The organism is Arthrobacter sp. LjRoot14, assembly GCF_964253905.1.
Classification (GTDB): Bacteria; Actinomycetota; Actinomycetes; order Actinomycetales; family Micrococcaceae; genus Arthrobacter.
The window spans coordinates 1524587-1537081 of sequence record NZ_CAXURL020000001.1; the positions used below are offsets into that span (position 1 = coordinate 1524587).

Below are 12495 nucleotides of genomic sequence, written 5' to 3' on the forward strand. Positions count from 1 at the left end.
TACTGACGTGACGTCCTGCCGGGTGCAAGGATGGAGTCATGTCAGCAAATTACGATGTGGTGATTGTGGGCGGCGGCATTGCCGGGCTGTCCCTCGCCTCTGCCCTTGCCGGTAAATGCAGCGTTGCGCTCGTCGAGGCCGAACAGTCCCTGGCCTACCACACCTCGGCCCGCTCGGCCCGGCAACTGATCCCCAGCTACGGCCCCGTCGTGGTCCAGGAGCTGACCCTCCGCACGCTCGGGCTGATTGCGGCCCGGGACGCGGAGCTTCCGGAGCCCGTCCTTTCGCCGCGCAGCTTCATGCTGATCGGCGACGAAGACACGGTCCGGGAGGAAGCCAGCGGGCACATGCACCGGATCTCCCATGCCGAAGCCCTGGAACTGTGCCCGGTGCTGGATCCCGGATTCTTTTCCGCGGCCGGACTGGACACCGGTTCGTACGCCTGCAACGCCCCCGTGCTGCTGGAGGACCATCGGCGCCGTGCCGAGGCGGGCGGGGCGGACATCATCACCGGCGCCAAGGTCCATTCCGCCCAGCGGCTGGGATCCGGCTGGGAGCTCGGGGCGGGCCAGGAAGCGTTCCAGGCCGGGATCGTGGTCAATGCTGCCGGGGCCTGGGCCGATGAACTGGCCGTGATCAGCGGCGTGGAGAAGCTCGGCCTCCAGCCGTACCGGCGCACGGCGGCGATTGTCGACGTCGAACGTCCCCTCCCGGATTCCTGCCCCATGGTGGCGGCAGCGGACGAATCGTTCTACTTCCGCAAGGAAGGACAGGACGTGCTGATTTCGCCGTCGGAATCCGTGCCGAGCGGGCCCGAGGACGCGAAGCCCTACCCGGGCGATGTCGAGGCGCTGGTGGCGCGGCTCAACGCGGTGACCACCATGGGCATCAGGAACGTCAAATCCGCGTGGACCGGCCTGCGGACCGAAGCTGCCGACGGCGTCCCGGTAGTGGGGTTCGACGCCGAAGCCACCGGATTCTTCTGGCTCGCCGGACAGGGCGGTTACGGGTTCCAGACCTCGTCCGGCATTGCTGAGCTCGCAGCTGACCTCATCCTGGCAGGGCCGTCGGCGGGGCAGGGCGCCCGGGACGAGGACGCCGGGCTCAGTCCGGCATCCCGGACAGCGGTTGCGCTGGCCGCAACCCGCTGGTCCATCCGGCACTGAAGAATGGACCCATGAGCACCCTGATCACCAACATTGCCGAGCTGATGACCCAGGACGCGGAGCACCGCGTCCTCAAGGACGCCGCCGTGGTGATCGAAGGGGAGCGGATTTCGTGGATCGGGCCGTCGTCGGCCGCGCCGGCCGCTGACGATGCCGTGGACGCGGGAGGCCGCGCGCTGCTGCCGGGCTGGGTGGACTCGCACACCCACCTGATCTTTGCCGGTGACAGGACTGCCGAGTTCGAGGCACGGATGGCCGGCGAGAGCTACAGCGCCGGCGGGATCGCCGTGACCACCGGCGCCACCCGGGGGACAAGCGACTTCGACCTCACCAGGCTGGCCCTGGGCCGCGTGGCCGAAGCCGTCTCGCAGGGGACCACGTACCTGGAAACCAAGACCGGCTACGGCCTGGACGTTGAAAACGAAACGCGCAGCGCGCGCATCGCCTCCACGGTGGCTGACGAAGTCACTTACCTGGGCGCCCATCTGGTCCCCGCCGGGGACGACCCCGACGAATACACCGACCTGGTATGCGGACCCATGCTGGCGGCGGTCAGGCCCTACGCCAGCTGGGCGGACGTGTTCTGCGAGCAGGGGGCCTTCAACGAGGAGCAGTCGCGCCGTGTGCTGCAGGCCTGCAAGGACGCGGGCCTGGGCCTTCGCGTCCACGGCAACCAGCTCGGCGAAGGACCGGGCGTGCGGCTGGCCGTGGAATTCGGCGCGGCAAGCGTTGACCACGTCAACTACCTGTCCGCCGCGGACGTGGAGGCCCTGGCAGGCAGCTGGTCCGGGTGGCAGGGTGCGGGAACGCGGGGGACCGTGGCCACCTGCCTGCCGGCCTGCGACCTCTCCACCCGCCAGCAGCTTGCCCCCGGGCGCGAGCTGCTCGACGCCGGGGTGCCGATTGCCCTTGCCTCCAACTGCAACCCCGGCACGTCCTACACGAGCTCGATGGCGTTCTGCGTCACCACCGCCGTTCTCCAGATGCAGCTGAGCGTCCATGAGGCCGTCCGCGCTGCGACGTACGGCGGCGCCCTCGCGCTGCGGCGTGAGGCGGGGAACGACGTCGACGGCGAACGGGCGGTGGGCTCGGTCGCCGTCGGACACCGCGCGGACCTGCACCTGCTCAACGCCCCCTCCGCCACCCACCTGGCCTACCGGCCGGGCATCCCGCTGACCCACGCCGTCTGGCGGGCGGGCGTCCGTGCCCGCTGACGCGCCGGCCGGAAGCCGCTAGAAGATCATGGGCGGAGCGTCCAGGACTGTCTCGTCCACGCGGCGGTCCTCCCACTGGCTGAACGGCTTGTCCAGTTCGTACTTGCCGTCATCCGTGCGCACCAGGGTCCGCACTTCGGCGTTGTCCGGGTTGTTGAGGGACTCGAAATACTCCACGGACCAGTGGAACCAGCGCATGCAGAACAGCCTCATGGTGAGCCCGTGCGTCACGAAGAGGGCGTTCGGGGCGTAGCTGGGCTTGGACCAGTGCCGGTGCAGTGTTTCCATGAAGGAGGAGATCCGGTCGTAGACGTCGGAGCCGGATTCACCCTCCCTGAACCGGTAGAAGAAGTGGCCGTAGGCGTTCCGGAGTTCTTTTTGGTCCTCAATGTCCCCGGCGATCTGGAAGTTCGCCCAGTCCTGTTCGCGGAGCCTGGGTTCCTCGATGATCCGCTCCACAAGCGGTCCAAGATTGAGCGCTTCGAGGGTCTGGTAGGCCCGGAGGTACGGCGAGACGTAGACACACACCTGCCGGCCGTCCAGTTCCCGGCGGATCTCCTCGCCTGCGGCCCGGGCCTGTGCAAGGCCGAGTTCGGTCAGTGGTATCCGGTAATCGGGCACCCGGTTATATATGGAGGTGTCGGCATTGGCGGCTGACTGGCCGTGCCGGATCATGATGATTTTTCCGGGCGCACTCATAAATTCCAAGCATAGGCCCCGGGCCGCGCGGCCCAGCGGAAGCGTTGCCCCGTGACCGGCCGGAAGCGGCGGCCCGGCCGGCCGGAAGCGGCGGACAGGAAAGAACCAGAAAGTGAAGGCAAGATAGGAACATGCTGGTTCCCTCCCGCCGTCGTCTGCGGTTAGAAGTCTGGATTGTCCTGGGTCTGTCGCTGGGGCAGTCCGCCGTGTATTCGGTGGTGCAGTTGCTGGACAAGCTGACGCGGGCACCCCTGGCGGAAGGGACGTCCACCCTCAACCGCTCCCAGAGCAGCCGCGAATACTTCGACCTGACGTACCAGCTGCTGGACATCGTTTTCGCCCTGGTGCCTGTCGTGTTGGTCATCTATTTCCTCACCGAGCACCGGAAGGCGGGGGAGCCCGGGGCATCGGCATTCCGCAAACTCGGTTTCAACTTCGCCCGCCCCGGCAAGGACCTGCTGCACGGGCTGGGCCTCGCGGCGTTGATCGGCATCCCGTCCCTGGGGCTGTACGCCGTCGGACGGGCACTCGGCATCACCACGGCCATCATCCCCAGCGCGCTGGACGCCTACTGGTGGACCATCCCCGTGCTGATTCTCTCCGCCGTACGGCACGGGATCGTGGAGGAGGTCATCGTGGTGGGCTACCTGCTGGACCGGCTCGGCAAGTTCGGCTGGAGCATGCCGCTGGCCATTTTCGCCAGCTCCATGCTCCGGGGCAGCTACCACCTCTACCAGGGCTTCGGCCCGTTCATCGGCAACGCTGTCATGGGTGTGGTCTTTGCGTGGATCTATACGAAGACCCGCCGCGTCATGCCGCTGGTGATCGCCCACGCGCTGCTGGACATCGTGGCGTTCGTCGGCTTCAGCCTCTTCGGCAAGGCCATCGGGCTGGGCTAACCGGCCACTGCTTAAAAGGATTCGGCCGCTATCGGTGGGTGACGTCGTTGGCACCCGCTGATAGCGGCCGAAGTTCGGAAGGGCAGCGCGCTGCCAGTGGCCCCGGAGGACCACACGGTGGAGCAGGGTCAGATGGTTACGGCCCCGGAGGCGGTTTCGAACGTGACGGACAGGATTCCCGGCGTCCCCTTGGGGGCGACCCATTCAACAGCCACATCCTCCAAGGGCTTCTCGACCGGTTGGCCGAGCCATTCCGTGACGCGTTCGGCCGAGCCGGCGATGGTGAGGCTGGACATCTTAACGTTGCTCGGGTAGGCGTTGGACGGGTGAAGCTCCGGGTCGCCTTCCCACTTGAGCATGTAGGGTACCTGCGGGTCTGCAATGAGGCCCAGGATGCCGATCTGCTTCCAGACGAGTTCGCGGCCGTCGGGGAACTTGCGGTTGCCGTTGACAGCCGATCGGCCGAGGCGTTCTTCGAACGGTGCCAGGTCGTCCACTTCGACGCACCAGCCCATCCAGCCGCCGCCCGCTGCGGAGCGTGCCCGGACAGCCTGCCCGAACGGAGCCTTGTCGGATGCCGGGTGGTCCAGGACCTCCACGACCTCGAGATACTTGTGCCCGGCCAGCGGGATAATCATGTTGCGGGTGCCGAAACGGGGGTGTACCCCGCCCTTAACGGCTTCGACGCCGAGGGCGGTTGCAATACGTTCGGTGGTGGCAGCCAAGCCATCTTGTTCACAGGCGTAAGAGACGTGATCCATGCGCATGCCCTCATCTTGGCACTTTGTGATGGAGCTCTCAGCTAAGGGTGTCCTTACCGAGATGGGACGTTATGGCGGACGGCCCTGAAGCCCACGAAATCACGCGGCCGACGTCCTTCGTCACAAACCTGTTCAGACGGATTGCTCTGTTTCTACACTGGGTCCAGGTCATGAGCGCCAGCATTGAGCCCCGGCTTGCTGGCCGGCAACCCTCGTTCCGCGGTGGGGTGCCCCGGGTGAGGACCTGGCCGCCGGCAACCGCCGGTCGGCAAGCGCGGCACCAGAGCCGGCCCGGCATACCGTGCGTCCGGCCACGGTGCCCTTCCTTAAGGAGCCTCCAATGTCCAATGCCTGGTCTTTCGAAACCCGCCAGATCCACGCCGGCCAGGAGCCGGACAGCGCCACCGGCGCCAGGGCCCTCCCCATTTACCAGACGACGTCGTTCGTGTTCCCTAGCGCCGAAAGCGCCGCCAACCGCTTCGCGCTGGCCGAACTGGCGCCCATCTATACCCGCATCGGCAATCCCACCCAGGACGCGGTGGAGCAGCGCGTGGCCAGCCTTGAAGGCGGGCTGGCGGCGCTGCTGCTCAGCTCGGGACAGGCCGCCGAAACATTCGCCATCCTCAACGTCGCTGAAGCCGGCGATCACGTGGTGGCCAGCCCCAGCCTCTACGGCGGCACGTACAACCTGCTGGCCCACACCCTGAAGAAGTTCGGCATCTCCGTGACGTTCGTGGAGGACCCGGACAACCTCCAGCAGTGGAAGGACGCCGTCCGGCCGAACACCAAGCTCTTCTTCGGCGAGGTGGTGTCCAATCCGCGCCAGGACGTCCTGGACATCGAAGGCGTTTCCGGCGTCGCCCACGAGGCAGGGGTCCCGCTGATCGTGGACAACACACTGTCCACGCCGTACCTCATCCGGCCGCTGGAATGGGGCGCCGACATTGTGGTCCACTCGGCAACGAAGTACCTTGGCGGGCACGGCAGCGCCATCGCCGGCGTGATCGTGGACTCGGGCAACTTTGATTTCGGCAAGGACCCGGAGAAGTTCCCGGGCTTCAACATCCCGGACCCCACCTACAACGGGCTTGTCTACGCCAGGGACCTCGGCGCCGGGGGCGCCCTGGGCGCGAACCTTTCCTACATCCTCAAGGCCCGCGTCCAGCTGCTGCGGGACCTCGGCTCCGCGGTGTCCCCGTTCAACGCCTTCCTCATCGCCCAGGGCCTGGAAACCCTGAGCCTGCGCGTCGAGCGCCACGTGGCCAACGCGGTGAGTGTCGCCGAATGGCTGGAGGCGAGGGACGACGTCGAATCCGTGGCCTACGCAGGCCTGCCGTCCAGCCCCTGGTATGACCGCGGCCGCAAGTACGGGCCCAAGGGCACCGGTGCGATCGTGTCCTTCAACATCGCCGGCGGGGCCGAGGCCGGCAAGCGGTTCGTGGACGCGCTGGAACTGCATTCCCACGTGGCGAACATCGGTGACGTGCGCTCCCTGGTCATCCACCCGGCGTCCACCACCCACAGCCAGCTGACGGCGGAACAGCAGGCCGTGGCGGGGGTCACGCCGGGCCTGGTCCGCCTCTCCGTGGGGCTGGAGCACATCGATGACATCATCGCCGACCTCGACGCCGGTTTCCGCGCCGCCAAGGGCGACTGAGCCGTATGACTCCCGGCGCCTCGACGCCGGGAGTCATATTGCTGTCACATTCTTCGCCATTGCGGGGACGCATTTCGTAGACTCTTAACAGGTCATGAGTGCCAGCGACAGCCCCGGCTTGCTGGCCGGCAACCCTCCTTTCGCGGCGGGGTGCCCCGGGTGAAGACCTGGCCTGCCGGCCAGTTGGCGGCAGGCAAGCGCGAAGAAGAGGTCTTCAGATGACGATTGCCGTCACCCGCAGCGGTGTACCCGAAACAGCCAGCCAGGGCCTGTCGTCCAGTGACGTGAAAACCGCCGCAGGCAAAACCGCAGACGCTGTCCCCGACGGAACCGTCAAGTTCCAGGGCATCGGCGGGCTCCACCTTGAGGCCGGCGGCCACCTGCCGGACGTCAGGCTCGCCTACGAGACCTGGGGCACGCTGAACGCGGACCGTTCCAACGCCGTGCTGGTGCAGCATGCCCTGACCGGCAGCACGCACGTTACCAGGGGAGCCAGCGACGAAGAAGGCTGGTGGGAGCAGCTTGCCGGGCCCGGCGCCCCGGTCGATACGGACAAGTACTTCGTGGTCAGCATCAACATCCTGGGCGGTTGCTACGGCTCCACCGGCCCTTCCACTCCCGCGCCGGATGGCAGGCCGTGGGGTTCGCGCTTCCCCCTGGTGACCCTGCGCGACACCACGGCGGCCGAAGCCCGGCTGGCGGACGCCCTTGGCATCGACAGCTGGTACGCCGTCCTGGGCGGATCCCTGGGCGGAGCCCGCGCCCTGGAATGGGCCGTGAGCTTCCCGGACCGGGTCCGGCGGTGCGCCGTCATTTCCATCGGGGCAAGCAGCACGGCCGAGCAGATCGCCTTTGCCCAGGCGCAGACCCTCGCCATCCGCCAGGACGTGAACTTCAACGACGGCGATTACTACGGCGGCCCGGAGCCTGAGGCCGGCCTGGCCCTGGCACGCAGGATTGCGCACATCACGTACCGTTCCGCAGACGAGCTGGAGGCCCGGTTCGGCCGGAGCGCCCAGGGCGGCGAAGCCCCGCTCCAGGCAGTGTCGCTGGGAGACCGCGGCCGCTACCAGGTGGAGAGCTACCTCGACCATCAGGGCACCAAGCTGGTCCGGCGCTTCGATGCCAACAGCTACATCGCCATCACGGAAGCGCTCATGAGCCACGACGTGGGCCGGGGGCGCGGCCCGCTCAAGGAGGCGCTGGCCCGGGCCACGGCTGAGTTCTTCATTGCCGCCGTCAATACGGACCGGCTGTATTTTCCGGCGCAGTCCCGCGAACTCGCGGCTGCACTCCCGGGCGACGTCCCGGTGCATGTCATCGAGGCGCCCATCGGCCACGACGGTTTCCTGACTGAAATCGGGCAGCTTAGCGCTCAGTTGCGGCAGAACTTTTTCGCCTAGCCCGCCGGCTCAATGTGCATTTATGCAGAGCTGTTCTGCAGAAAATGGCGTTGAGCCTGCGGCAATGTGAGCCCATACTCTAGGGGACCGGCGCGTTGGTGGTGCACATCACACGCGGCCGTAACGGAATGGTCCACATGGTGTCGACGGAGACGCCGAAGGAGTTCACAATGAGCACGCAAAACTCCGCCGCAAGGCGCGCAGATGAGACTGACGTCAAAGCCTCAGGGCTAAAGAAAGTGGTTACGGCCTCCATGGCCGGGACCGTCGTTGAGTGGTATGAGTTCTTCCTCTACGCCTCAGCGGCCACCCTGGTCTTTGGCAAGACATTTTTCCCTAACTCAGGCACGGAACTGGACGGCATCATTGCCGCCTTCCTCACCTACGCGGTTGGCTTCGTCGCCCGCCCCATCGGCGGTATCGTCTTCGGTCATTTCGGTGACAAATTCGGCCGGAAGCAGCTGCTCCAGCTCAGCATCATCCTGGTGGGCGTCTCCACGTTCCTGATGGGCTGCCTGCCGACCTTCCAGCAGATCGGCTACTGGGCTCCGGCCCTGCTGGTGTTCCTGCGGTTCGCCCAGGGCTTCGCCGTCGGCGGTGAGTGGGGCGGGGCCGTCCTCCTCGTAGCAGAGCACAGCCCCAGCAAGTCACGCGGCTTCTGGGCCAGCTGGCCGCAGTCCGCTGTTCCCCTGGGCAACCTCCTGGCCACCGGCGTACTGTTCACGCTGTCCTCCACGCTGTCTGCCGCCGACTTCCTCGGCTGGGGCTGGCGGGTGGCGTTCTGGCTCTCCGCTGTGATCGTGCTGGTTGGCTACTACATCAGGACCAAGGTCACCGACGCCCCCATCTTCCTGGAAGCCCAGAAGGAAGTCACCGTCGAGAAGAAGGGCTACGGCGTCGGCGAAGTGTTCCGCCGCTACCCGCGCGGCGTCTTCACCGCCATGGGACTGCGCTTCGCGGAGAACATCCTCTACTACCTGGTGGTCACGTTCTCCATCACCTACCTGAAGGTGGTTGTCCAGACGGACACCTCCCGGATCCTCCTGCTCCTGCTCGTGGCCCACTTCATCCACTTCTCGGCGGTGCCGATGGTCGGCAAGCTTTCCGACGCCTTCGGCCGGAAGCCCGTCTACATGGCCGGTGCGGTCCTCGGCGGTACCTGGGGCTTCTTCGCCTTCCCGATGATGGACACCAAGAACGATCTGGTCATCCTCGCAGCCATCACCATCGGCCTGCTCTTCCACGCACTGATGTACGCCGGCCAGCCGGCCATCATGGCCGAGATGTTCCCCACCCGGATGCGCTACTCCGGCGTCTCGCTCGGCTACCAGGTCACCTCGATCGTGGCCGGTTCGATGGCCCCGATCATTGCCACCGCCCTGCTGAGCCAGTTCAAGTCCTCCACCCCGGTGGCCATCTACCTGCTCGGCGCCTGCCTGGTGACGATGGTGGCCGTGTACTTCCTCAAGGAAACCCGCGGGATCTCGCTGCACGATGTCGACGCCGCGGACGCCCAGGGCACGGCGGACCTCCTTGCCGCCAGCAAGAAGTAGGGGCAGCCGGTTCACATGCGCGTCGCAGTTCTGTACTCCACCGTCCCCGCCGGAACCAGCTACACCGAAGCGCGCCCGCTAGTGGTGCAGGAGCTCGACCGGCCCGAACCCCGCGCCGGCGAACTGGGAGTGGCCATCACCTACTCCAGCTTGTGCCACTCGGACCTGTCCGTGGTGGACGGCTCCCGGGTACGGCCGCTGCCCATGGCGCTGGGGCATGAGGCCGTGGGCCGGGTGGTGTCAGTCGGTGAGGGCGTCCATGACGTGGCTGTGGGCGAGCACGTTGTGCTCGTCTTCGTCCCCAGCTGCGGCGAATGCCGGGCGTGCCGGTCCGGGCGCCCGGCCCTGTGCCACCGTGCCGCCGAAGTCAACGGTTCAGGGGACCTGCTGCACGGGGAGGCGCTGCTGCGCACGCCGTCAGGGGAGCGGATCAACCACCACCTCGGGGTGTCGGCTTTCGCGGACTACGCCGTGGTGGCGCGGGAATCAGTGGTGGTAATCGACGACGACGTTCCGGACACTGTCGCGGCCATGTTCGGCTGCGCCGTACTCACCGGAATGGGCGCCGTGCTGAACACGGCGGCGGTCACCGCCGGACAGTCGGTGGCAGTCTTCGGGCTCGGCGCCGTCGGGCTTTCCGCCGTGATGGCGGCGTCCCTGGCCGGCGCCGCAGCCGTCATTGCCATCGACCCCAACGAAGGCAAGCACCAGCTCGCCCGGGACTGCGGTGCCACGGCAGTGGGAACTCCCGACGACGCCGCCCGGCTGGTTGCCGAGGCCACCGGCGACGGCGTGGACGTCGCCGTCGAGGCCGTGGGCTCTGCCGGCGTGATCGCCTCGTGCCTGGACCTCGTAACGCGCGGCGGCGCCGTCGTCTCCGTCGGGCTGCCAAAACCCTCGGCGGAACTGACCGTCGGAGCCCTGCAGTTTGCCGGAGCGGGGAAGCGGCTGCTCGGCTCCTACATGGGAGATGCCGTCCCGGAGCGGGACATTCCGCTGTACCTTGACCACTGGCGGGCCGGGCGGCTTCCGGTGGAACTGCTGCACACGGACACCAGGCCGCTCGCGGAAATCAACGAAGGCCTTGACGCCCTGGCAGCAGGGCAAGTGGTCCGCCGGCTGTTCCAGGCGTAGCGTCAGGGCCGGTGTTGTGTCAGGCCGCCAGGACGTCCCGGCGGCCTGACACTTCCGCCTTGAGCGCCTCCACCACGGCCCGGACGGACGCCGAGCGCAGCGACTCAGGACGCGCCACCGCCCAGATGGGGAGCTGGCGCTGGAACAGCTCAGGCAGCACCGGAACGAACTCGGGGTTGTCGGCCACCATGAAGTTCGGCAGCAGGCCAATGCCTGCCCCGCGCCGGACCGCCTCGAGCTGGGCGAAAATGCTGGTCGCCTGAAAACTGGTTTTGGGGGCGGGCAGCTGCGAGGACCGGTGGCCCAGCTCCGCCACCTGCAGGGCCGACTCCACATAGGAGACAAATCCGTGCTCGCGGACGTCGTCCAGGGCGGTCGGCAGTCCCCGGGACCGGACGTAGCCCGGACTGGCGTACAGCCGCAGGAAATAGTTCGTGAGGAAGATGGGCTGCACGCTGGTGACTTCCATCCGGCCCACCACCACTTCCAGGTCCACGCCGGACCGGTTCTGGCTGACTTTGCGGGTGGCGCTAAGCATCTCGACGTCCAGCAACGGATTCTCCTGCTGCAGGCGCACCAGCGCCGGGGCCACGAATTGCGCACCGAATCCATCGGACGTGCTGATCCGGACCATGCCGGACAATGAGTGTTCGCCGTCGCTGATGGCGCCGGCCAGGGATCCGAGTGTCGCCTCGATCGCCTCGGCGGCGGCAACCGCCCGGCTGCCCAGTTCGGTCAGTTCCCAGCCGTGCGGGCTGCGCTCCAGCGTCCGCCCGCCCAGCTGCTTGTCCAGCGCCAGGATCCGGCGGGAAATGGTGGTGTGGGTGGTGCCCAGCGTCTCCGCCACGGCATTGAACCGGCCGAGCCTGGCCACGGTCAACAGGATCAACAGGTCGTCCGGACTGGGCAGCCGGTTCACATCCACTTTTTCACACCCATGCTTTCAGGCTCACAATGCGGCTTTTAGAGAGCATGTGCATCAATGCACATGCTCTCTGTAATTTTTCCCCTTGATTGCACTGTAACAGGGTGTGATGGTGGACACGGAACTTCCAGCAATACCGGCTGGTACACGAAGCAAAGGAGCTTTCGCCATGGCAGTAGTCGCTTGGATCGGTCTCGGGAACATGGGTGGGTCCATGTCAGCAAACCTGGCAAAGGCCGGTCACGACGTCCGCGGGTTCGACCTCAATCCCGAAGCGGTGGCAGCTGCAGAAGCCGGAGGCGTGAAGCCGGTAGCCAGCATTGCCGCGGCGGTGGACGGCGCCGACGTCGTGTTCACCATGCTGCCGAAGGGCGAACACGCCCGGGCCGTGTACCTGGGGGAGGACGGCGTCCTTGCCCATGCGGACACGCGGACGCTGCTGGTGGATTCCTCGACCATCGACATCTCCTCCGCACAGGCACTGCACGACGCCGCCGCTTCCGCCGGCTTCCGTTTTGTGGACGCCCCGGTCTCGGGCGGCATGAGCGGGGCGAAAGCCGGAACCCTGACGTTCATGATCGGCGGGGAAGCGGGTGCCGTGGCCGAGGCCACGGAGTACATCCGTCCCATGGCCTCCAACATCATTCCCACTGGCGGTCCCACCACGGGGCAGGCCGCGAAGATCTGCAACAACCTGATGCTCTTCATCAACCTTGCCTCCACCGCCGAAGGGGCCGTGCTGGCCGAGCGGCTGGGCCTGGACAAGCAGGTTTTCTGGGACATCGCTTCTGTGTCCTCCGGAGACAGCTGGGCGCTGCGGACCTGGTACCCGGTAGGAGGGGTAGTTCCCACCGCGGCCTCCAACAACGACTTCGCTCCCACCTTCACTACCGAACTGGCCAACAAGGACATCGGCCTGGCCATCAGCGCCGCCCGCGACACCGGAACCCCGCTGGAAATCGGTGAGCACGTGCAGACGCTCTTCCAGCGGCTCATCGACTCCGGGCAGTCCGGCAAGGACTGCTCCATGATCATCAAGCTTGTCGACGGCTCGCTCGAGACCTCCAAGTAACCGCACCCTGCT

Annotated in this window: 11 protein-coding genes and 2 riboswitches; of the genes, 8 read left to right on the forward strand and 3 right to left on the reverse strand. The window is 66.8% G+C overall.

Going from position 1 to position 12495, the window contains the following annotated elements:
* Positions 1 to 38 precede the first annotated feature (38 nt).
* Together ACSQ12_RS06815 and hutI are read left to right on the forward strand one after the other, a co-directional pair.
* The gene (locus ACSQ12_RS06815) at positions 39 to 1166 is read left to right on the forward strand and encodes an NAD(P)/FAD-dependent oxidoreductase (RefSeq protein WP_436064837.1); all 1128 of its coding nucleotides are present in this window, start codon (positions 39 to 41) and stop codon (positions 1164 to 1166) included.
* An 11-nt stretch (positions 1167 to 1177) separates the two neighbouring features.
* Entirely contained in the window at positions 1178 to 2380 is a 1203-nt protein-coding gene (gene hutI / locus ACSQ12_RS06820; protein ID WP_436064838.1) for an imidazolonepropionase, read from the forward strand.
* An 18-nt stretch (positions 2381 to 2398) separates the two neighbouring features.
* Here hutI and ACSQ12_RS06825 read toward each other — a convergent pair whose 3' ends face one another.
* On the reverse strand, positions 2399 to 3079 hold the full coding sequence (locus ACSQ12_RS06825; RefSeq protein ID WP_245199220.1) for a histidine phosphatase family protein: 681 nt from the start codon (positions 3077 to 3079) through the stop codon (positions 2399 to 2401).
* Positions 3080 to 3210: 131 nt separating this feature from the next.
* Between ACSQ12_RS06825 and ACSQ12_RS06830 the strand changes: the two genes are divergently transcribed.
* The gene (locus tag ACSQ12_RS06830; RefSeq protein WP_436064839.1) at positions 3211 to 3978 is read left to right on the forward strand and encodes a CPBP family intramembrane glutamic endopeptidase; all 768 of its coding nucleotides are present in this window, start codon (positions 3211 to 3213) and stop codon (positions 3976 to 3978) included.
* Between the two features lie 128 nt (positions 3979 to 4106).
* On the opposite strand, the gene ACSQ12_RS06835 is transcribed toward ACSQ12_RS06830, so the two are convergent.
* A complete protein-coding gene (locus ACSQ12_RS06835; RefSeq protein WP_028272557.1) occupies positions 4107 to 4745 on the reverse strand; it encodes a VOC family protein in 639 nt (212 codons plus the stop codon).
* 160 nt (positions 4746 to 4905) lie between these two features.
* Positions 4906 to 5020, forward strand: a riboswitch (SAM riboswitch).
* Positions 5021 to 5079: 59 nt separating this feature from the next.
* Here ACSQ12_RS06835 and ACSQ12_RS06840 point away from each other — a divergent pair.
* From ACSQ12_RS06840 to ACSQ12_RS06855, 4 genes are all read left to right on the forward strand, one after another.
* A complete protein-coding gene (locus ACSQ12_RS06840) occupies positions 5080 to 6396 on the forward strand; it encodes a bifunctional o-acetylhomoserine/o-acetylserine sulfhydrylase (RefSeq protein WP_436064840.1) in 1317 nt (438 codons plus the stop codon).
* A 90-nt stretch (positions 6397 to 6486) separates the two neighbouring features.
* Positions 6487 to 6602: riboswitch (SAM riboswitch) on the forward strand.
* A gap of 12 nt (positions 6603 to 6614) precedes the next feature.
* Positions 6615 to 7799 (forward strand): homoserine O-acetyltransferase MetX, encoded by a 1185-nt coding sequence (metX, locus tag ACSQ12_RS06845; protein ID WP_436064841.1) that lies wholly within the window; start codon positions 6615 to 6617, stop codon positions 7797 to 7799.
* A 170-nt stretch (positions 7800 to 7969) separates the two neighbouring features.
* On the forward strand, positions 7970 to 9352 hold the full coding sequence (locus ACSQ12_RS06850) for an MFS transporter (protein ID WP_436064842.1): 1383 nt from the start codon (positions 7970 to 7972) through the stop codon (positions 9350 to 9352).
* A 15-nt stretch (positions 9353 to 9367) separates the two neighbouring features.
* Positions 9368 to 10486 carry a zinc-dependent alcohol dehydrogenase family protein gene (locus ACSQ12_RS06855; protein WP_436064843.1) on the forward strand — a complete coding sequence of 373 codons (1119 nt, stop codon included), beginning with the start codon at positions 9368 to 9370 and terminating at the stop codon, positions 10484 to 10486.
* 19 nt (positions 10487 to 10505) lie between these two features.
* On the opposite strand, the gene ACSQ12_RS06860 is transcribed toward ACSQ12_RS06855, so the two are convergent.
* On the reverse strand, positions 10506 to 11405 hold the full coding sequence (locus ACSQ12_RS06860) for a LysR family transcriptional regulator (protein WP_436064844.1): 900 nt from the start codon (positions 11403 to 11405) through the stop codon (positions 10506 to 10508).
* A gap of 175 nt (positions 11406 to 11580) precedes the next feature.
* Here ACSQ12_RS06860 and mmsB point away from each other — a divergent pair, with 175 nt between their 5' ends.
* A complete protein-coding gene (gene mmsB, locus ACSQ12_RS06865; protein WP_209746340.1) occupies positions 11581 to 12483 on the forward strand; it encodes a 3-hydroxyisobutyrate dehydrogenase in 903 nt (300 codons plus the stop codon).
* Positions 12484 to 12495: the final 12 nt, after the last annotated feature.